Genomic DNA, 20,394 nt, shown 5'->3' on the forward strand with positions numbered 1-20,394 from the left:
GGGCTACCGGGAACCCGGAGCTACCGCTGCGCGGTGACCGACGGCCCGTGCACCGCCGCCGCGGCGGCGGTGCCGGCCGGGCAGCCGCCCGGGCCGGCCGTGGTGCGGACGGCGCCGACCGGCAGCAGGGTGCCGCAGGCGATCCGGATGCCGTTCGGCAGCTCGTTGTCCGACTCCACGATGGCGCCGTCGCCGATCACCGCGCCGTCGAGTGCCGAGCGGTCGCCGACGGTCGCGTAGGCGCCCACGATCGAGTCCTTGACCAGGGTGTCCGGGCCGATCACCGCGCCGGGCAGGATCACGCTGCCCTCGACGATCGCGCCGGCCTCGACCACCGCGTCCGCGGAGACCACGGTGCCGCCGCTGAGCACCGCGCCGGGGTGGACGGTGGCGCCGGGCAGCAGCAGGGCGTCGCCGGTCGGGCCGGGGACGGCCGGGGAGTCGACCTTGCCGAGCACCAGGTCGGCCGAGCCGCGGACGAAGGCGGCCGGGGTGCCGAGGTCCAGCCAGTACGAGGTGTCGACCACGCCGCGCAGCAGGGCGCCGGTGGCCAGCAGCTCCGGGAAGGTCTCGCGCTCGACGGACACCTCGCGGCCGGCCGGGATGCGGTCGATCACGGAGCGGGTGAAGACGTAGCAGCCGGCGTTGATCTGGTCGGTGACGATCTGCTCCGGGGTCTCCGGCTTCTCCAGGAACTCCAGCACCCGCCCGGTCTCGTCGGTCGGGACGAGGCCGAAGGCGCGCGGGTCCTCGACCCGGGTCAGGTGCAGGGTGACGTCGGCCCCGGCGGCGACGTGGCCGTCACGCAGGGCGGCGATGTCGACGCCGGAGAGGATGTCGCCGTTGAAGACCAGGACCGGCTCGTCGGGGCCGCAGGTCAGGCCGGAGGCGGCGTTGCGGATGGCCCCGCCGGTGCCCAGTGGCTCGCGCTCGGTCAGGTAGACCAGCTCGATGCCGTACGGGGTGCCGTCCTGGAAGTGGTCCTCGAACACCTCGGCCAGGTACGAGGTGGCCAGCACGACGCGGGTGACGCCGGCGGCGGCCGCACGGGCCAGCTGGTGCGCGATGAACGGGACGCCTGCCACCGGCAGCATGGGCTTGGGGGTGTGGGTGGTCAGCGGACGCAGTCGCGTGCCCTTACCACCGACCAGCATGATCGCCTCGGTCATGGTCTGCGCTGTTCCCCTTGTGTCTCTGCGGCCCGGCCCGGCGGGCCGATGCCTCCGTCGGTGTTCTCGACCCGGGCGGCCGGCTCGGGTCGGCACCCGTGCGGCCTTGTGTCCGGAACGGGTCGACCGGCACGAAGCCGGTCCGGCGCCTACTGTATTTCCTTCCAACCGAATGCCCGTCCGGCGCCTGTGCGACGGACATCACTCCCCGCCCGCCCGGGCTGTCGCCGGGAGCCGTCGTGTCGGCCCAAAAGACCGGCCCGGTGGGCGCGTTGGCGGCGTCCACCGGGCCGGGCAGTTGTAGCAGAACTGTCGAACAGCGGGGCTGTCGGTCAGCGGACGGCTACGCGTCCACCGTCGCGGCCTGCTCCTCGGCCTCGGCCGGCGGGGTGGCCTTCACCGAGTCGAGCAGCAGCTGGGCCACGTCGACCACCTTCAGGTGCTCCTTGGCCGCGCCCTCGTTCTTCTTGCCGTTGACCGAGTCGGAGAGCATCACCAGGCAGAACGGGCAGGCGGTGGAGACGATGTCCGGGTTGAGCGACAGCGCCTCGTCCACGCGCTCGGTGTTGATCCGCTTGCCGATGCGCTCCTCCATCCACATCCGGGCGCCGCCGGCGCCGCAGCAGAAGCCCCGCTCCTTGTGGCGGTGCATCTCCTGCTGGCGCAGACCGGGGACCTTGTCCATGATCTCGCGCGGCGGGCTGTAGACCTTGTTGTGGCGGCCCAGGTAGCAGGGGTCGTGGTAGGTGATCAGGCCCTCGACCGGGTTGACCGGGACGAGCTTGCCCTCGTCGATCAGGTGCTGCAGCAGCTGGGTGTGGTGGATCACCTCGAAGTGCCCGCCGAGCTGCGGGTACTCGTTGGCGATGGTGTTGAAGCAGTGCGGGCAGGTGGCCACGATCCGCTTGGTCGGGGCGTCCTCCAGCGCGGCGTTCAGCGTCTCGACGTTCTGCGCGCCGAGCATCTGGAACAGGAACTCGTTGCCCAGGCGGCGCGGGGAGTCACCGCTGCAGGTCTCCTCCTTGCCGAGGATGGCGAACTTCACGCCCGCCGTGTGCAGCAGTTCGGCGAAGGCCTTGGTGGTCTTCTTGGCGCGGTCCTCCAGGGCACCGGCGCAGCCGACCCAGTAGAGGTACTCGACCTCGGCGGGGTCGATGTCCTCGCCGATCACCGGCACCTCGATGCCGGTCTCCTTCTTGAGCTCCTTGACCCAGTCCAGGCGCGCCTTGGTGGCCATGCCCCACGGGTTGCCCTTGTTCTCCAGGTTCTTGAGCATCGTCCCGGCCTCGGTCGGGAAGTTGCTCTCGATCATCACCTGGTAGCGGCGCATGTCGACGATGTGGTCGATGTGCTCGATGTCCACCGGGCACTGCTCGACGCAGGCGCCGCAGGTGGTGCAGGACCACAGCACGTCCGGGTCGATGACGCCGTTCTCCTCGGCGGTGCCGATCAGCGGGCGCTCGGCCTCGGCCAGCGCGGCCGCCGGGACGTCCTTGAGCTGCTCGGAGGTGGCCTGCTCGTTGCCCTCCATGTCCTTGCCGCCGCCGGCCAGCAGGTACGGCGCCTTGCCGTAGGCGTGCTCGCGCAGGCTCATGATCAGCAGCTTGGGGGAGAGCGGCTTGCCGGTGTTCCAGGCCGGGCACTGCGACTGGCAGCGGCCGCACTCGGTGCAGGTGGAGAAGTCGAGGATGCCCTTCCAGGAGAAGTGCTCGACCTGGGAGACGCCGAAGACGGCGTCCTCGGCCGGGTCCTCGAAGTCGATCGGCTGACCCTTGCTGGTCATCGGACGGAGCTCGCCGAGCGCGGTGCCGCCGTCCTCCGCGCGCTTGAAGTAGATGTTGAAGAAGCCCAGGAACCGGTGCCAGGCCACGCCCATCGAGGGGTTGATGCCGATGGTGATGGCCCACGCGAACGAGATGCAGATCTTCAGCATCGCGAACAGCCAGACCAGGTTCTCCAGCGTGCCGTGCGAGAGCCCGCTGAGCGCGGAGACGATCGGGTACGAGACCAGGTGCGCCGGGCCGTACGAGTCGACGCCGTTGAGGGCGCCCTCCAGGGCGCGCAGCATCAGGATGCAGAGGCCGATGCCGAGGATCGTGTACTCGACGTAGAAGGCCTGCCAGGCGATCGAGCCGGCGAACCGGGACTTGCGGCCCGACCTGGACGGCAGGCTCATCAGCCGGATCACGATCAGGGTCGCGATGCCCAGCGTGGTCAGGGTGCCGACGAGTTCGACGAACAGCTGCCAGATCATCCAGTGACCGATGATCGGCAGCTCGAACTCGGCGTCGAAGAGCTGGCCCATGGCGTTGACGATGGTCAGCACCAGGCTGAAGAAGCCGACGGCGACGAACCAGTGGGCGATGCCCACGATCCCCCAGCGGTTCATCCTGGTGTGGCCGATGAACTCGACCGCGACGGTCTTCACGCGCTGGGCGGGCTTCCCGAAGCGGGTGGTGTCCGGCGCGCCGGTCAGCACCACCTTGAAGATGTGCCACGCCGCACGAAGGGCGAGCGCGGTGCCGATCACGAATGTGACCAGCGAGATGACGATCGCTGCTAGCTGCATCGGCTCTCCGTCTCCTGCGGCTTTGCGGTTGAGCAGGCTCTGCGGTTCTGCGGACTTCGACTGAGTGTACTGGTCGGTAACTTGCCGGGCCGACGGCCCGGACAATACCGGTCGCCACCAGTTCTCCAGAAGGTTCCCAAGCTATGGCGGCAGTCACGTGACCGCACCGGCACCGCGCCGAACCCGCACCGCACCGGCCCCGCTCCACGATCCCGCTCAGCAAAGTTGAGCGACTTCCACTCATGGCTGTTGACGCTGCCCGTCGAGTCATGCATCCTTGAGCCCGTAAAGCTCAACTCTTCCGTGGAGGTATTTACGATGGCACGCGCGGTCGGCATCGACCTCGGCACGACGAACTCGGTCGTCAGCGTTCTCGAAGGTGGCGAGCCCACCGTCATCACGAACGCCGAGGGCGCCCGGACCACGCCGTCCGTCGTCGCCTTCGCCAAGAACGGCGAGGTCCTGGTCGGCGAGGTGGCGAAGCGGCAGGCGGTCACCAACGTCGACCGCACCATCCGCTCGGTCAAGCGCCACATGGGCACCGGGTGGAAGATCAACCTGGACGGCAAGGACTTCAACCCCCAGCAGATCAGCGCCTTCATCCTGCAGAAGCTGAAGCGCGACGCCGAGGCGTACCTGGGCGAGACCGTCACCGACGCCGTCATCACCGTCCCGGCGTACTTCTCGGACTCCGAGCGCCAGGCCACCAAGGAGGCCGGTGAGATCGCGGGCCTCAACGTCCTGCGCATCGTCAACGAGCCGACCGCGGCCGCCCTGGCGTACGGCCTCGACAAGGACGACCAGACCATCCTGGTCTTCGACCTCGGCGGCGGCACCTTCGACGTCTCCCTGCTGGAGATCGGCGACGGGGTCGTCGAGGTGAAGGCCACCAACGGTGACAACCACCTCGGCGGCGACGACTGGGACCAGAAGGTCGTCGACCACCTGGTCAAGGTGTTCCAGAGCGGCCACGGCGTCGACCTGTCCAAGGACAAGATGGCCCTGCAGCGTCTGCGCGAGGCCGCCGAGAAGGCCAAGATCGAGCTGTCCTCGTCCTCCGAGACCTCGATCAACCTGCCGTACATCACGGCCTCCGCCGAGGGCCCGCTGCACCTGGACGAGAAGCTCACCCGCGCCCAGTTCCAGCAGCTGACCGCCGACCTGCTCGAGCGCTGCAAGATCCCGTTCCACAACGTGATCAAGGACGCCGGCATCTCGCTCTCCGAGATCGACCACGTCGTCCTGGTCGGCGGCTCGACCCGCATGCCGGCCGTCGCCGAGCTCGTCAAGGAGCTGACCGGCGGCAAGGACGCCAACAAGGGCGTCAACCCGGACGAGGTCGTCGCCATCGGCGCCTCGCTCCAGGCCGGTGTCCTCAAGGGCGAGGTCAAGGACGTCCTGCTGCTCGACGTCACCCCGCTGTCCCTCGGCATCGAGACCAAGGGCGGCATCATGACCAAGCTGATCGAGCGCAACACCACGATCCCGACCAAGCGCTCCGAAATCTTCACCACGGCCGAGGACAACCAGCCGTCCGTGCAGATCCAGGTCTACCAGGGCGAGCGCGAGATCGCGGCGTACAACAAGAAGCTCGGCATGTTCGAGCTGACCGGCCTGCCGCCGGCGCCGCGCGGCCTGCCCCAGATCGAGGTCACCTTCGACATCGACGCCAACGGCATCATGCACGTGGCCGCGAAGGACCTCGGCACCGGCAAGGAGCAGAAGATGACCGTCACCGGCGGCTCCTCGCTGCCGAAGGACGAGGTCGACCGCATGCGCCGCGAGGCCGAGCAGTACGCCGAGGACGACCACAAGCGCCGCGAGGCCGTCGAGACCCGCAACTCCGCCGAGCAGCTCGTCTACTCGACCGAGAAGTTCATCGCCGACAACACCGACAAGCTCCCCGCCGACGTCAAGACCGAGGTCGAGACCGCCATCGGCGAGCTCAAGGAGGCCCTGAAGGGCGAGGACATCGCGACGATCCGCGAGGCCTCGGAGAAGGTCTCCACCACCGCGCAGAAGCTCGGCCAGGCGCTCTACGCCAACGCCGACGCCCCCGCCGGTGCCGCCGCGGCCGACGACTCCGCCCAGGCCAAGGCCGACGACGACGTCGTCGACGCCGAGATCGTCGACGACGAGAAGCCCAAGGGTGGTGCGTCGGCATGACGGACAAGCCGCAGGGCGGAAAGCCCGGCGACGACTCCGCCGCCGAAGAGGCCGTGATCAAGGCCGCCGAGGAAGCCGCGGCGGCCGGTGCCGCCGAGGGCTCCCCGGAGGAGCTCGCCACCGTCAAGCGCGAGCTGACCGAGCGCACCGCCGACCTGCAGCGCCTGCAGGCCGAGTACCAGAACTACCGCAAGCGGGTCGAGCGCGACCGGCTGACCGTCCGCGAGATCGCGGTCTCCAACATCCTGGAGTCCCTGATCCCGGTCCTGGACGACATCGGCCGCGCCCGCGAGCACGGCGAGGTCACGGGCGGCTTCAAGTCCGTCGCCGAGTCCCTGGAGACGGTCGTCGCCAAGCTGGGCCTGCAGCAGTTCGGCAAGGAGGGCGAGCCCTTCGACCCGACCATGCACGAGGCGCTGATGCACAGCTACTCCTCGGACGTCACCGAGGACACCTGCGTGCAGATCCTCCAGCCCGGCTACCGCATCGGTGAGCGGATCATCCGCCCGGCGATGGTCGCCGTCGCGGAGCCCCAGCCGGGCACCCAGACCGTCGGCGACGCCGACGCGAAGTCCGGCGACGCGGACGAGTCCGACGGTGGCTCGGACAGCTGACAACCTGTGACAGCTGACAACCAGTGCGCTGCGGAGTCGTACGCCGGCCAGAACGGCGGCCGGCTCCGCAGCGCGCTGTCAACGGCGTTGCGTTCCCTTGCTGTTGACAGCACAGTGACGATGGACATCGGGAGGTGACGGGAGCCGTGAGCGAGCGCAGCGAGCGAACCGTTAAGGGGCGCGTGTACCGCTCAGCGGCTGCCGAGCGAAGCGAGGTGGACGCATGAGTGGCAAGGACTATGTCGAGAAGGACTACTACAAGGTCCTCGGCGTGCCCAAGGACGCCACCGCCACCGAGATCAAGAAGACCTACCGCAAACTCGCGCGCGAGTTCCACCCCGACGCCAACACGGGTGACGCCAAGGCCGAGGAGCGGTTCAAGGACATCTCCGAGGCGTACGACGTCCTCTCCGACGAGAAGCGCCGCAAGGAGTACGACGAGGCCCGCAGCCTCTTCGCCAACGGCGGCTTCCGGTCCGGCGGCGGACCCGGCGGTGCCGGCAGCTACAGCTTCGACTTCGGCGACCTCTTCAGCGGCAACCAGAACGCCGGCGGCAGCGGCGGGCTCGGCGACGTCTTCGGCGGCCTCTTCAACCGCGGCGGCACCCGGCAGGCCCAGCCCCGGCGCGGCGCCGACGTCGAGACCGAGGTGACGCTCTCCTTCGAGGAAGCGGTCGACGGCGCGACCGTCCCGCTGCGGATGACCAGCCAGGCCCCCTGTCGCACCTGCAACGGCACCGGCGCCAAGTCCGGCACCACCCCGCGGGTCTGCCCCACCTGCGTCGGCGCGGGCACCGTCAGCCGCGGCCAGGGCGCCTTCGCGCTCTCCGAGCCGTGCAAGGACTGCCGCGGTCGGGGCATGATCGTCGACGACCCGTGCACCGACTGCCACGGCAGCGGCCGGGCCACCTCCGCCCGCACCATGCAGGTGCGCATCCCGGCCGGCGTCCAGGCCGACCAGCGCATCCGGCTCAAGGGCAAGGGCGCCCAGGGCGAACGCGGCGGCCAGCCCGGCGACCTCTACGTCACCGTGCACGTCGACCCGCACCCGGTCTTCGGCCGCAAGGGCGACAACCTCACCGTCACCGTCCCGGTCACCTTCCCCGAGGCGGCCCTCGGCGCCACCATCGAGGTACCCACCCTCGGCGGCCCCGCCGTGAAGCTCAAGCTGCCCCCGGGCAGCGCCAACGGCCTCACCATGCGTGCCCGCGGCAAGGGCGCCACCCGCAAGGACGGCACCCGCGGCGACCTCCTCGTCACCGTCGAGGTCGTGGTGCCGCAGCACGTCACCGGCGACGCGCTGAACGCCCTGGAGCAGTACCGCGAGGCCACCGCCTCCGACGATCCGCGAGCAGCCCTCTTCCGGGCGGCGAAGGGAGCGTGACGACCAGATGTCCCCGATGAATCCGATCAACCCCGACACCCCGATCGGCCCCGGCATCGGCGAAGGCCTGCCCGGCAACGGCAACCGCCGCCCCCGCCGGGCCCCCTCGGCCCCTCCGCCGTACGTCCTCACCGAGGACACTCCGGTGTACGTCATCTCCGTGGCCGCCGAACTGTCCGGCCTGCACCCGCAGACCCTGCGCCAGTACGACCGTCTCGGCCTGGTCTGCCCCGACCGCACCGCGGGCCGCGGCCGCCGCTACTCCTCCCGCGACATCCAGCAACTGCGCGAGGTCCAGCGGCTCTCCCAGGACGAGGGCATCAACCTGGCGGGCATCAAGCGGATCATCGAGCTGGAGAACCAGGTCACCGCCCTCCGGTCCCGCGTCGCGGAACTCGCCGACTCCCTGGAAGGCGCCGCCGCCGCCCTCCAGCAACGCGAGGCCGCCGTCCACGCCTCCTACCGCCGCGACCTCGTCCCGTACCAGCCCCCCACGCCGCAGTCCAGCGCCCTCGTCGTCTGGCGCCCCAAGCGCTGACCACGGCCGCACAGACACCGCCGCCGGCCCCCTCCTGTTCGGGGGGTGCCGGCGGCACTTTTGCAGTGAGAGAGTTCTGTTCTAGGCAGAAGTCGTCGATCTACCTGTGGCAAGGCGTCTCGTCAGTCGACTCATCACCGCCACCTAAGATCCTTGCCACAGCAGACGACAATCGCGTTGACTACGTGACGGTCAGCACTAGGAGCCGAAGATGAGTGGGCAAGAGCACGCAGGGACGGGACCTGCCGCATCACGGATCCTGTCCGAGGACGCCCGGAAGCTCTACCTGCAGGCCGTGAATGAAAACGGTCGTATCACTCCGGACGCCGGCCCGGCTGCCGGAAGCCCCGCTCTCGAAGAGCTGCTTGATCTCGGGCTACTCATACCCGACAGCGAAGAACCCGGAGCACTGCTGGCTGCCGATCCGGCACAACTCGCGAGCAGCCTGAGTTCGGCATGGCAACGACAAGCACTCGATTTGCTGTCAAAAGCAGTTTCCCTGCCGGCCGATCTCAGCGACCTCTCCGAGGCATTCCACGCCCCGGACACCACCGGCGGCTCCGTCGAATATGTCCACGGAAAGGCTCTGATTAATCAGAGGCTCCAACAGTCGGCAGCCCCGGGGGTCCTGGAAGGACTTTCCATGCAGCCCGGTGGACCAAGGCCCGCCGAAATGCTCACCTCGTTTCTGGAACGAGACCTGGAAATCCTCCGCCACGGCGCCTCGATGCGGACGATTTACCACGCGAGCACCCGCTACCACCAGCCAACACGTGACTACGTGGCGCAATTGACGGCAGAAGGGTGGCAGTTCCGGACGCTGGACGAACCGTACGCCCGGCTGATCATCGTGGATCGCCGCGTGGCCGTCATCCCGGTCGCCGCCGACTACAGCGCGGCCGCCTTCGTCCACGATCCGGCCGTCATCAGCTTCCTGATCGAGGAGGTCTTCGAACGGAGCTGGGGCAGAGCCCTGGAATTCGACGGCAATCGGGCCGTCCCGCACCAGGTGGTGTCCAGGCTCCGGCAGACCATCATCGACCTCATGCTGGCCGGCACCAACCACCGGGCCATCGCACGGAGGCTCGGCATCAGCGAGCGCACGCTCGCGCGGCACATCGCGGAGATGAGAGAGGAGCACAACGTCGACTCACTCTTCCAGCTCGGATATGTGCTCGGCCGGTCACCGCGAGCAGAAACCGACTGAAAGCCGGAAGACGGAGGCGCCCCGTCCGCGGCACCGGATCCGGCCGTTCCGCGCGCCGCCTCGATCAGGAGTCGCTGTCAGGTTCAGTTCCAGTGCAGGTCGTCGGCAACGGCAACGATTGCGGTGTCGGCAGTGGCCGCCTGCCCGCCGCCGGAGGAGAGAAGACCAGTGGTGAGCACCGCTACTCCGATGAGGATCGGAAGCGCGGCCTTACGGACGAGTCGACGTACGGACACGGACCCACCCTCCTTCTCTCGAACTCTGTGAACCGGACCAATAGAACTAGCATCCACATGATGCCGTACGTTCCGCAAGGGTGTCATCTCCCGGCCGCTCCGTCGAGCGTCATCTCTCTGCCAGGCATCGAGATGACAGGGCGGATCGCTGGACGGAACCGCGACCACTGATAGACGATCAGTTCGCCACCGACGGTCCCACGGAGATAGCGAACTTGCCGCTGTACCGTCAAATATCCGCCCAAATCTCCACCGGGTCTCCGACGCGAAAACCACTGTCCTCAGCGCCCGCCGGCACCACGTTTCTCACCCGGTCGGCCTTTCCCCGGAGTCGACATGACCGAGCCCTACCTGCGTCACCACGACAGCCAGGCCCCCGAGGGTCGGCGTGCGCGTGTGTTCCTGGCCGCGCCGCTGATGCGGCTGACCGGACCGGCCGACAGTGTGGTGACGCTCGCCAGCCGGACGCGGCTGACGACGCTTCGCACCACCCTGCTCCGCAGCGGTGCCGCCGTGTACAGCGCGCACCACAGTGACGCCTGGACCATCTCCGGCCGCGCACCGGAGCCCCGCGTTCCGTCCGACTTCCGCGCCCTGCAGTCCGCGGACCTCGTGTTCGCCTACGTGGGAGCGCCGCTCTCGGCCGGCGTGAGCCTGGAGCTGGGGTGGGCGTCGGCGCTGCGGAAGCCGATCGTCCTCCTCGTCGACGAGGCCATCACCCACAACCCGCTGATCGCCACGATCGAGCAGGTCGCCCCCGTCCTGCCGCTGGTGTTCGACGACACCTGGTCGCAGGAGGCCCTCAACCACACGGTGGAGACCGCCCTCGACTGGGCCGGCATGGCGCTCTCCCTCCGGGAGGGCTTCTGGACCGCCCCCGGCGAGCAGTTCAACGTCCCCCGGCAGCAGCCCCCGGTCCCCGGCTACTGGCCGACCGGCGCCGCCACCGGCTGAGCAGCGCTCACCCACCGGACTCCCCGTCCGGGCTCCCCGCATCTGCCGGCCCAGTCGGAACAGTGTCTCCGCGTCGTACAGCTCACGCAGCCGGGCGATGTGACCGGCCACCGTCCGCTCGCTCAGCCCCATCCGGCTGGCGATCGCCCGCTGCGTGAGCCCGCGGGCAAGCAGCCGGCCCACCTGCTCGAACGCCGTGGGCCCGGCGGATCCGTCCGCGAGCGTCTGCCGGTCCACCACCTGGGCCTGCTCCCACTGCCGCTCGAAGACGTCGACCAGGTAGGCGACCATCGCGGGATCCTCCACCACAGCGGCCACCGTGTGATCGGCGGTGGCCGGGATCAGCGCGACGGCCCGATCGAAGACGAGCGTCTTGGTGAAGGGGCCCTCCAGCAGCCGGATCGGGGCACCGACCCGCGTCGACCGCATCGCGTATTCGACGGTTCGCGGGTCGGGATTCACCGCGCTGTAGGCGCTGTCGGCGATCCGAAGGACCAGGAGGCCGAGGTCGACAAGCTGCTTGACCGCCGGTTCGTCCTCGGGCCGGATGTCGCTGACGCGGATCCGCCCACCTTCCCTGAGGATCTCCTGGTAGAGCTCACGGGCGGCGGCGTCGGGCGGATCGGGCTCAGGCATCACGGGCTCCCCTCATCTGCCAGCCCAGCTGGAACAGCGTCTCCGTGTCGTACGACTCCCGTAGGCGCGCGATGTGACCGGCCACCGTCCGCTCGCTCAGCCCCATCCGGCTGGCGATCGCCCGCTGCGTGAGCCCGCGGGCGAGGAGGCGGCCGATGCGGACGGTGGTGGGGTGCGGGGGTTCGAGGTGGCGGTCGGCGGGGGTGGCACGGGCCCAGTCGCGTTCGAAATGGGCGACCAGGTGGGCCACGACGGCGGGGTCGGTGAGGAAGGTGGCGCGGCTGCGGTCCTCGGCGGCGCGGATGACGGCTGCTTTGCGGTCGAAGACGAGCAGCCGTTCGTACGGTTCGGCGAGCAGCCGGACCCGGGCGCCCTGGCGGGTGCGGAGGGCGATCTGGCGTTGGACGGTGTGGTCGGTGAGGGTGGCCGGCTGGTAGATGGTGCGCAGTGAGCAGCCGCGGCGGAGCAGGGAGAGGTCCTGGGCGAGGGCCGTTCGGAGGCCCTCGACGGGGCGGGGGCCGGGTTGGGCGGCGAGGACTTCTTCCTGGCATTCCGAGATGAGTTCGGAGATGCGCTGGCGGATGTCGGCGTTGCCGTCGATGTGGACGGGGTCGCCGCCGGGTCCGTCCGGGCGGCGGACGGCGTCGTAGGCGAGGGTGAGCGGGGCGAGGGCGTCCGGGAGCCGTTCGGCGTGCTGGAGCAGGCGGGTGGCGCGGGTGCGCAGTTCGGCGCCGAGGCGGTCGCCGAGGGCGCGCGGGTTGGCGGCGGTCCAGCCGGTGGCGGTGGTGGTGAGGAGGCCGCGGGCGACGAGGGCGGCGAAGGCGGGGCGGTCGGCGGGGGCGAGGCGTTCGGGGCGCAGTCGGCCGCCGCAGCGGACGGCGTTGAGGTAGAGGGCCTGCTCGGCCGGGCCGGGTTCATCGGTCATCGCGGGCGCCTCTCATCAGCCAGCCGAGCTGGAAGAGGGTTTGGGCGCCGTGGCGGTCGCGGAGGCGGGAGATGTGGCCGGCGACGGTGCGTTCGCTGAGGCCGAGGCGGGTGGCGACGGCGCGCTGGGTGAGGCCGCGGGCCAGGAGGCGGCCGACCCGGTCGGGGATGGTGCGGGCGGGTCCTTGGCCGAGGGCGGCGGTGGCTTCGGCGCTGTCGGCGCGGGCCCAGTCGCGTTCGAAGGTGCCGACGAGGAAGGTGATGGTGGCGGGGTCGCTGATGAAGGCGGCGGTGCTGTTGTCGTCGCTGGCGGAGATCACGGCGACGGTCCGGTCGAAGACGATGAGCCGCTGGAAGGGTTCGTCGAGGACGCGGATGAGGGAGCCGTGCCGGGTGACTTCCTCGGCGTAGGCGAGGGCGGGCGGTTCGGCGAGGGCGATCGGCTGGTAGATGGTGCGCAGTGAGCAGCCGCGTTGGAGGAGCTGGACGTCCTGGCGGAGGGCGACCTGCAGGGTGTCGGCGGGCCGGTGGCCGGGCTGGGCGGTGAGGACTTCGGAGCGGCAGTCGGAGACCAGTTGGGAGATCCGCTGGCGGATGTGGACGTGCCCTTCGACGTGGACGGCTCCGCCGGCCCGGCCGGAGGGGCGGGGCATCGCGTCGTAGGCGCGGGTGAGGCCGTCCAGGGCGCCCGGGAGGTTTTCGGCGCGGACCAGCAACCGGGTGGCCTCGCTGCGGAGTTCGGAGCCGAGGCGGTCGCTGACCGAGCGGGGGCTGACGGCGGTGTAGCAGCGGTCCATCGGGTTGACCATCAGCAGGCCGATGTCGATGAGCTGTTGGAGGGCGCCCCGGTCGGCGTCCGCGACCGCTCCGCAGGGGATGCGGCCGCCCTCGGCGATGATCGCCAGGTACAGCTGTCGGGCGGCCTCGTCGGGTTCCTCGCCCACGGGTCCTGCCTGGTGCGGCGCGACCGCCGGTTCCGCCGTCACGTCGCACTCTCCCTGCCGGACGTGTCTCCCCTGGTGCTGCCCGCGCTCCACCGCCGCGCGAACCGCGGGTACCGGGTGCCGGGCGGGCTCACGGTACCGGGTGCCGGTCCGGCGTGATCACGCGGTCCGACGCGATCATGCGGTCCGGCGGTCCGCGCTCGGGCGGTCGCGGTACCGCGGTCGGAACGGCGGGCACCCGGGCCCGGGTGCCGTCGCACACCGGGACATCGGGGCCCGCCGTCTGCACGCCAATGCCACGGCGATTCCGTCGAGGCGGAGCAGCAACGCCTCGACGGCTCCGGGTCCGGGGGCCATCACCACACATGGTCCCCGGCCGGCGCTCTTCCCCCCCGTTCCACCGGCGCGGGAATGGTGCGCCTGCGGTCAGTTCCGAAGAGCAAGTCGCCACCGTCGGGCTGCGGTTGCCCGGGCGACTTGGCGTGTCTCCACCCTCACAGTGTGACGGCCGGTGAACAAGTGCCGCCCGAGTGCATGTTCGCGCAATTGCAGTTACCTGCACTGCGGGGCGGGGGCGAGGAGGGAGGCGGCGGGGCGGATTCCGGTAAAGGCCGAGGCCAGCAGGGGGCGCGGGCGGCGCCCGGCGGTACCGCCGGTTGGCTGTCTCCGGTCAGGCTGCGGGTGCGCGTTCCTGCAACGGCGGCATGGTCCTGAGCTGCGTGTCTACGCGCGGTGACAGCGGGGCGGCGTCGGCCGCCCCGCTGTCACCGGCGAGATCCCCGGCGCGGTCCGCCCGTACACCTCGGCGCACCCACGGTCCGCCCGCCCGCCTCAGCGCGCCAGCAGCCGCCCGCGCGCGAGCCCGGCCGCCGTGCCACCCGCCGCGAGCACCCAGGCGACCGCCAGCAGCAGGTACAGCCCGGCGGCCAGCGCGGTGAAGCCCCCGAAGCCGGTGTGCCGGGCGAGCGCGGAGGCGCCGGTGACGCAGGTGCCGATCGGGAAGGTGTACGCCCACCAGGTCATCGCGAAGGGCATCCCGGCCCGGCGGGCACGCAGGTTGGCGGCGAGCGCGACGGCCAGCCAGAGCATGGCGACCCCGATCACCGCGACGCCGTACAGCTCGGCGAGGTCGAGCATGGCGGGCGCCAGGGCGGGCAGCACCGGGCGGGCGGCGTCGGAGAGCTGGTGGACGGCGGTGACGGACTGGCCGAGCGGGCCGAGCACCAGGAACAGCGAGGGGGTGAGCGCCAGGGTGGGCAGCTTGCTGTGGAGCAGCCCGGCGAACACCACCGGCAGCAGCACGAGGGTGGCCAGCAGCCCGACCCCGAACAGTCCGCAGCAGGCGTACAGCATGGCCTGCTGCGGCGTCCCGGCCGGCAGGTGCGGGATCAGCACCGGGCCGCAGGCGGAGGCGACGAGCGGCGCGACCACCGGCAGCAGCCAGGTGGGGTTGGACTCCAGCACGGAGACCGGGTGCCGGGTGATCATCAGGTACGGGATGCCGCCGGCCACGGCCAGCGCGTACAGGGTGCCGACGCCCCACAGCACGGCGTCCACGACGACGGCCGGGCCGGTGCCGATGACCCGCGAGCCGACCGTCATCGTCCCGAGGCCGACCGAGAGCAGGGCCATCGGCGGGCAGCCGTAGAAGACGGCGACGGCCGGTTGCTCCAGCAGGTGGGCGCGGGCGGCCTCGCGGTGCCGGGTGAGGTGGACCAGCCGGGCCGAGCCCAGCACCAGCAGGGCGGCCAGGCCGAGCGCCCACATCACCTCGCCGAAGCCGACCAGCCCGGGCAGTCGTACGGGCAGGGCGGCGGCGCCGTTGCCGAGGATCGCGGTGCCCATCACGGCGGCGTACCAGTTGGGGCCGAGCTGGGAGAGGTCGTACCGGGAGCGGCGGACGGCGGGGCGGGTGAGGGGGCGGAGCTCGGCCAAGGTGGACATGCTCCCCACCATCGGTCCGAAGGCGGGCCACCGGTAGCGCCGAGGATCCTATGGGGGCATAGCCTGGATCTATGGCCCTCTCCCCGCACGTCCCCGAACTCGGCGCCCTGGAACTGCTGCTCGCGGTCGCCCGGCTGGGCAGCGTCGGACGGGCGGCGGCCGAGCTGGGTGTCAGCCAGCCGACCGCCAGCGCCCGGATCAAGGGCATGGAGCGGCAGATCGGCGTTCCGCTGCTGGACCGCTCGCCCCGGGGCAGCAAGCCGACCGAGGCGGGCCGGCTGGTGGTCGAGTGGGCCCGGCAGGTGGTGGAGGCGGCGCAGGCGCTGGACGCCGGGATCGACGCGCTGCGCGAGCGCCGGGACGCCAAGCTGCGGGTGGTGGCCAGTCTGACCGTCGCCGAGTACCTGATGCCGGGCTGGCTGCTGGGGCTCTACGAGACCAGTCCCGGCACCGCGGTGACGCTGCGGACGGCGAACTCGGCGGAGGTCGCCGGGCACGTCCTGGCCGGGCACGCCGACCTGGGCTTCGTCGAGGGCCCGGCCACCCCGCCCGGGCTGGCCGGCGCGGTGGTGGCGGCGGACCGGCTGGTGGTCGTGGTGGCGCCCGGCCACCCGTGGGCGCGCCGCCGCGCCCCGCTGACCGGGCCCGAGCTGGCGGCCACCCCGCTGGTGCTGCGCGAGCCCGGCTCGGGCACCCGGGAGGTGCTGGAGATGGCGCTGCGGCCGTTCGGGGGCGCCGCGCAGCCCCGCCTCGAACTGGCCTCGTCCACCGCGCTGAAGGCGGCGGCGATGACCGGGGCGGGGCCGGTCTGCCTGAGCGAGCTGGCGGTGGTGGAGGAGTTGGCGACCCGGCGGCTGGTCGAGGTGCCGCTGGCGGAGGGCCTGGATCTGCGGCGGCCGCTGCGCGCGGTGTGGCCGGCCGGTCAGCGGCCGAGCGGCCCGGCCCGGGAGCTGCTGGTGCTGACCCGGAGGAACGCCCCCAAGCGTTCAGCCAGAAGTTGAGCGCGAGGGGATTGAACCAAAGGTTGAGCGGAATAGACTCAACTTAGTGCATGCTGTAGCCAGCAGTAGTGAACCGACGACGAGGGAGGACCCCCCAGCAGTGGACGCCAGCAAGTTCACCACCAAGACGCAGGACGCCCTGTCCGCCGCGATCCGGCAGGCGGGCGCGGCCGGCAACCCGGACGTCAAGCCGGTGCACATCCTGATCGCCCTGCTGGAGCAGCCCGAGGGCATCGCCCGGCCCCTGCTGGAGGCGGTCGGGGCCGACGTCGCCCGGGTCGGCGCCGAGGCGCGCCGCCAATCGGCCGCGCTGCCCAGCGCGATGGGCTCGACGGTCGCCGCGCCGCAGCTCGCCCGGGACACCCTGGCGGTGCTCACCGAGGCCGGCAAGCGCGCGGACGACCTGGACGACCAGTACGTCTCCACCGAGCACCTGATGGTCGGCCTGGCCGCCGAGGGCGGGCCGGTCGCCGAGCTGCTGGCGCACCAGGGCGCGACGCCGAAGGCCCTGCTCGCCGTCTTCAAGGACGTCCGCGGCAGCAGCCGGGTCACCTCACCGGACCCGGAGGGCACCTACAAGGCCCTGGAGAAGTACGGCACCGACCTCACCCAGGCCGCCCGGGACGGCAAGCTCGACCCGGTGATCGGCCGCGACCACGAGATCCGCCGGGTCGTCCAGGTGCTCTCCCGCCGGACCAAGAACAACCCGGTGCTGATCGGCGAGCCGGGCGTCGGCAAGACCGCCGTGGTCGAGGGCCTGGCCCAGCGCATCGTGGCCGGCGACGTGCCGGAGTCGCTGCGCGGCAAGCGGCTGGTCGCGCTGGACCTCAGCGCGATGGTCGCGGGCGCCAAGTACCGCGGCGAGTTCGAGGAGCGGCTGAAGGCCGTCCTGAACGACATCAAGGCCTCCGACGGCCGGGTCGTCACCTTCATCGACGAGCTGCACACCATGGTCGGCGCGGGCGCCGGCGGCGACTCCGCAATGGACGCGGGCAACATGCTCAAGCCGATGCTGGCCCGCGGCGAGCTGCGGATGGTCGGCGCCACCACGCTGGACGAGTACCGCGAGCGGATCGAGAAGGACCCGGCCCTGGAGCGCCGATTCCAGCAGGTGCTGGTCGGCGAGCCCAGCGTCGAGGACTCGATCGCCATCCTGCGCGGCCTCAAGGGCCGGTACGAGGCGCACCACAAGGTGCAGATCTCGGACGCCGCCCTGGTCGCCGCGGCCACCCTGTCCAACCGCTACATCACCTCCCGCTTCCTGCCCGACAAGGCGATCGACCTGGTCGACGAGGCGGCCTCCCGGCTGCGGATGGAGATCGACTCCTCCCCGGTCGAGATCGACGAACTCCAGCGCTCCGTCGACCGGTTGCGCATGGAGGAGCTGGCCCTGGAGAAGGAGTCGGACCCGGCCTCGGTCGACCGACTGGCCCGGCTGCGGCGCGATCTCGCCGACAAGAACGAGCAGTTGAGCGTGCTCACGGCACGCTGGGAGCAGGAGAAGAAGAGCCTCAACCGGGTCGGCGAGCTCAAGGAGCGGCTGGACGACCTGCACGGCGCGCTCGAACGCGCCCAGCGCGACGGGGACTTCGAGCGGGCGTCCAAGCTGATGTACGCCGAGATCCCGGCCGCCGAGAAGGAGCTCACCGACGCCCAGGAGCGCGCGGCGACGGCGGACCACGAGCCCGGGGCGGCCTCCGCCCCGATGGTCAAGGAGGAGGTCGGCCCGGACGACGTGGCCGATGTGGTCGCCTCCTGGACTGGCATCCCGGCCGGCCGCCTGCTGGAGGGAGAGAGCGCCAAACTCCTGCGCATGGAGGAGGAGTTGGGCAGGCGCCTGATCGGCCAGGCGGAGGCCGTGCAGGCCGTCTCGGACGCGGTGCGCCGCACCCGGTCCGGCATCGCCGACCCGGACCGCCCGACCGGATCCTTCCTCTTCCTCGGCCCGACCGGGGTCGGCAAGACCGAACTCGCCAAGGCCCTGGCCGACTTCCTGTTCGACGACGAGCGGGCGATGGTCCGGATCGACATGAGCGAGTACGGCGAGAAGCACTCGGTCTCCCGCCTGGTCGGCGCCCCGCCCGGGTACGTCGGCTACGAGGAGGGCGGCCAGCTCACCGAGGCGGTCCGCCGCCGCCCGTACAGCGTCGTCCTGCTGGACGAGGTCGAGAAGGCGCACCCGGAGGTCTTCGACGTCCTGCTCCAGGTGCTCGACGACGGGCGGCTCACCGACGGCCAGGGCCGCACGGTGGACTTCCGCAACGCCATCCTGATCCTCACCTCCAACCTGGGGTCCCAGTTCCTGGTCGACCCGACCACCCCGGACACGGAGAAGCGGGAGCTGGTGCTGGGCGCCGTCCGGGCCGCGTTCAAGCCGGAGTTCCTCAACCGGCTGGACGACATCGTGGTCTTCGAGCCGCTGGGCACCGGCGAGCTGAGCCGGATCGTCGACCTGCAGCTGGCCCGCCTCGGCGAGCGGCTGAACGAGCGGCGGCTCACCCTGGAGGTCTCCGAGGCCGCCCGCGACTGGCTGGCGCTCACCGGCTACGACCCGGCGTACGGCGCCCGCCCGCTGCGCCGGCTGGTGCAGTCCGCGATCGGCGACCAGCTGGCCCGGGCGATCCTGTCCGGCGCGGTGCACGACGGGGACACCGTCCTGGTCGAACGGGACGAGGAGGGCGACCGCCTCACCGTCCGCGGCCGGGGGCCGCTGGAGAAGTAGTGAAGCAGTGCCGTGCGCGGGCCGCTTTTCCTTCCGTGTGGAAGGAGGGCGGCCCGCGCCGCTGCGTTCGGTCGACCGCGCCCGTACGGTCAGCGGGCCCCGTAGAGCCCCGTAGGGCCCCCGTAGGGCCCCCGTAGGGTCAGTCGGCCGCGCCCCGGCGCTGCCGCCGCCTCGACCGGTCCCGCCAGCTGCGCGCCAGCCGGTGCAGCTCGGCCACCTGGGCCTCCGGCAGGTCCCAGGTCTGGGTCAGCAGCCGTAACGTCGAGACGCGCGGGCAGGAGACGCCCCGCTCCAGGTCGCGGATCGACCGCACGCTCAACCCCGTCGCGTCACCCAGTTGCTCCTGCGTCATCCCCCGGTCCAGCCGGATGGTCCGCAGCAGCGCACCGAGCGATGCGCCCTCCCCCGTCACCGTTCCGTCCATGTTTGTTCCCCCCTCAACTCAGAACAGCTCAACTTGCCCGTGCGGGACGGGCTTTGCGTGAAGTGAGTTCCGTCGCACGCTAACCGCATCCGGCCCGCACGGCAGGCGAACCCGTGCGCCGGGCGCGTGACGTGGCTCACTCAAGACCCCGTCACGCGGCCCCCTCCCACCCCCGGACACCCTCCGTGACCGACACCCGTCGAGAGCCCCGTGCGAGCCCCGTGCGAGCCCCGTGCGAGCACCCCCGAACAGCGCCGGAACGAAGATCGACGCGCCTCCGGGTGCCCCTGTGAGCGAGGCCCCGAATGAGGCAGGATGGGAGGTGGAAAGGGCGGCCTCTCATTGCCGGCCACCACGTGCACTGAGGAAGAGGACCCCCATGAGCATCGACCCGTCGTCCATCCCGTCGTTCGGCGCGCCCCAGGGCGGCCAGCCCGGCGGCCAGGGCGGCGGCCCGGCCGGTCCGCCGCCGATCATCGTCCCGGACCAGAGCCTGGTCGCCCAGCTGCTCGACCAGATGCAGCTCAAGCACGTCGTGGACGAGGAGGGCGACCTCACCGCCCCCTGGGAGGGCTTCCGCGTCTACTACATGTTCCGCGGCGAGCAGAAGGAGCTCTTCGCGGTGCGCGCGTTCTACGACCGTGCGTACCCGCTGGAGAAGAAGGGCGAGATCCTCGACCTGATCGACGAGTGGAACCGCGAGACCCTCTGGCCCAAGGTGTACACCCACACCCACGAGGACGGCGTGGTCCGCCTGATCGGCGAGGCCCAGATGATCGTCGGCACCGGCGTCAACCTGGACTACTTCGTGAGCACCACCGCCAACTGGACCCAGGCCGCGGTCGGCTTCGAGCAGTGGATCGTCGAGCGCCTGGGCCTGCAGAACGAGATCGAGGGCGAGGACGGCGAGGCCCCCGAGGGCACCGACGAGGCCTGATCCCGCCCCGGCACCCCGCCCGGCA

At 71.2% G+C, this 20,394-nt stretch carries 15 protein-coding genes and 1 pseudogene; 9 read left to right on the forward strand and 7 right to left on the reverse strand.

All coding sequences use genetic code 11. The annotated features are described in order from the left end of the window. Positions 1–104 precede the first annotated feature (104 nt). A pseudogene (gene manB / locus ACZ52R_RS01960) lies at positions 105–1,169 on the reverse strand (mannose-1-phosphate guanylyltransferase); the annotation flags it as partial. 343 nt (positions 1,170–1,512) lie between these two features. Continuing rightward, positions 1,513–3,738 (reverse strand): (Fe-S)-binding protein, encoded by a 2,226-nt coding sequence (locus tag ACZ52R_RS01965; protein ID WP_360496628.1) that lies wholly within the window; start codon positions 3,736–3,738, stop codon positions 1,513–1,515. Between the two features lie 318 nt (positions 3,739–4,056). On the opposite strand from ACZ52R_RS01965, the gene dnaK reads away from it, so the two are divergent. The 5 genes from dnaK (at position 4,057) to ACZ52R_RS01990 (ending at position 9,647) form a co-directional block, all read left to right on the forward strand. Next, positions 4,057–5,904 carry a molecular chaperone DnaK gene (gene dnaK, locus ACZ52R_RS01970; RefSeq protein ID WP_360496631.1) on the forward strand — a complete coding sequence of 616 codons (1,848 nt, stop codon included), beginning with the start codon at positions 4,057–4,059 and terminating at the stop codon, positions 5,902–5,904. Further along, a complete protein-coding gene (gene grpE, locus ACZ52R_RS01975; RefSeq protein WP_360496634.1) occupies positions 5,901–6,518 on the forward strand; it encodes a nucleotide exchange factor GrpE in 618 nt (205 codons plus the stop codon). Before dnaK ends, grpE begins: the two co-directional genes overlap by 4 nt. 223 nt (positions 6,519–6,741) lie before the next feature. Next, the gene (gene dnaJ / locus ACZ52R_RS01980) at positions 6,742–7,902 is read left to right on the forward strand and encodes a molecular chaperone DnaJ (RefSeq protein ID WP_360496637.1); all 1,161 of its coding nucleotides are present in this window, start codon (positions 6,742–6,744) and stop codon (positions 7,900–7,902) included. Positions 7,903–7,909: 7 nt separating this feature from the next. Then, positions 7,910–8,440 (forward strand): heat shock protein transcriptional repressor HspR, encoded by a 531-nt coding sequence (locus ACZ52R_RS01985; protein WP_360496640.1) that lies wholly within the window; start codon positions 7,910–7,912, stop codon positions 8,438–8,440. Positions 8,441–8,651: 211 nt separating this feature from the next. Next, positions 8,652–9,647 (forward strand): helix-turn-helix domain-containing protein, encoded by a 996-nt coding sequence (locus ACZ52R_RS01990; protein ID WP_360496643.1) that lies wholly within the window; start codon positions 8,652–8,654, stop codon positions 9,645–9,647. Positions 9,648–9,730: 83 nt separating this feature from the next. Here ACZ52R_RS01990 and ACZ52R_RS01995 read toward each other — a convergent pair whose 3' ends face one another. After that, positions 9,731–9,883 (reverse strand): hypothetical protein, encoded by a 153-nt coding sequence (locus tag ACZ52R_RS01995; protein WP_360496646.1) that lies wholly within the window; start codon positions 9,881–9,883, stop codon positions 9,731–9,733. A gap of 336 nt (positions 9,884–10,219) precedes the next feature. On the opposite strand from ACZ52R_RS01995, the gene ACZ52R_RS02000 reads away from it, so the two are divergent. Further along, the gene (locus ACZ52R_RS02000) at positions 10,220–10,837 is read left to right on the forward strand and encodes a TIR domain-containing protein (protein ID WP_051709310.1); all 618 of its coding nucleotides are present in this window, start codon (positions 10,220–10,222) and stop codon (positions 10,835–10,837) included. Between the two features lie 628 nt (positions 10,838–11,465). Here ACZ52R_RS02000 and ACZ52R_RS02005 read toward each other — a convergent pair. From ACZ52R_RS02005 to ACZ52R_RS02015, 3 genes are all read right to left on the reverse strand, one after another. Further along, a complete protein-coding gene (locus ACZ52R_RS02005) occupies positions 11,466–12,398 on the reverse strand; it encodes a LuxR C-terminal-related transcriptional regulator (protein ID WP_465752505.1) in 933 nt (310 codons plus the stop codon). Further along, positions 12,388–13,383 (reverse strand): LuxR C-terminal-related transcriptional regulator, encoded by a 996-nt coding sequence (locus ACZ52R_RS02010; protein ID WP_465615331.1) that lies wholly within the window; start codon positions 13,381–13,383, stop codon positions 12,388–12,390. Before ACZ52R_RS02010 ends, ACZ52R_RS02005 begins: the two co-directional genes overlap by 11 nt. 789 nt (positions 13,384–14,172) lie before the next feature. Then, entirely contained in the window at positions 14,173–15,285 is a 1,113-nt protein-coding gene (locus ACZ52R_RS02015) for a TDT family transporter (RefSeq protein WP_465752507.1), read from the reverse strand. A 71-nt stretch (positions 15,286–15,356) separates the two neighbouring features. Here ACZ52R_RS02015 and ACZ52R_RS02020 point away from each other — a divergent pair, with 71 nt between their 5' ends. After that, positions 15,357–16,286: a LysR family transcriptional regulator gene (locus ACZ52R_RS02020; RefSeq protein ID WP_360496657.1), complete on the forward strand. Its 930-nt coding sequence runs from the start codon at positions 15,357–15,359 to the stop codon at positions 16,284–16,286. Between the two features lie 100 nt (positions 16,287–16,386). Next, the gene (gene clpB, locus ACZ52R_RS02025; protein WP_465752509.1) at positions 16,387–19,008 is read left to right on the forward strand and encodes an ATP-dependent chaperone ClpB; all 2,622 of its coding nucleotides are present in this window, start codon (positions 16,387–16,389) and stop codon (positions 19,006–19,008) included. Positions 19,009–19,147: 139 nt separating this feature from the next. On the opposite strand, the gene ACZ52R_RS02030 is transcribed toward clpB, so the two are convergent. Continuing rightward, positions 19,148–19,432, reverse strand: a complete 285-nt coding sequence (locus ACZ52R_RS02030; RefSeq protein ID WP_360496663.1) for a helix-turn-helix domain-containing protein — start codon at positions 19,430–19,432, stop codon at positions 19,148–19,150. Positions 19,433–19,811: 379 nt separating this feature from the next. Here ACZ52R_RS02030 and ACZ52R_RS02035 point away from each other — a divergent pair, with 379 nt between their 5' ends. Continuing rightward, positions 19,812–20,369 (forward strand): type III secretion system chaperone family protein, encoded by a 558-nt coding sequence (locus ACZ52R_RS02035; RefSeq protein WP_465661552.1) that lies wholly within the window; start codon positions 19,812–19,814, stop codon positions 20,367–20,369. The last annotated feature ends 25 nt before the right edge of the window (positions 20,370–20,394 follow it).

Source organism: Kitasatospora sp. NPDC034023, from assembly GCF_055575795.1.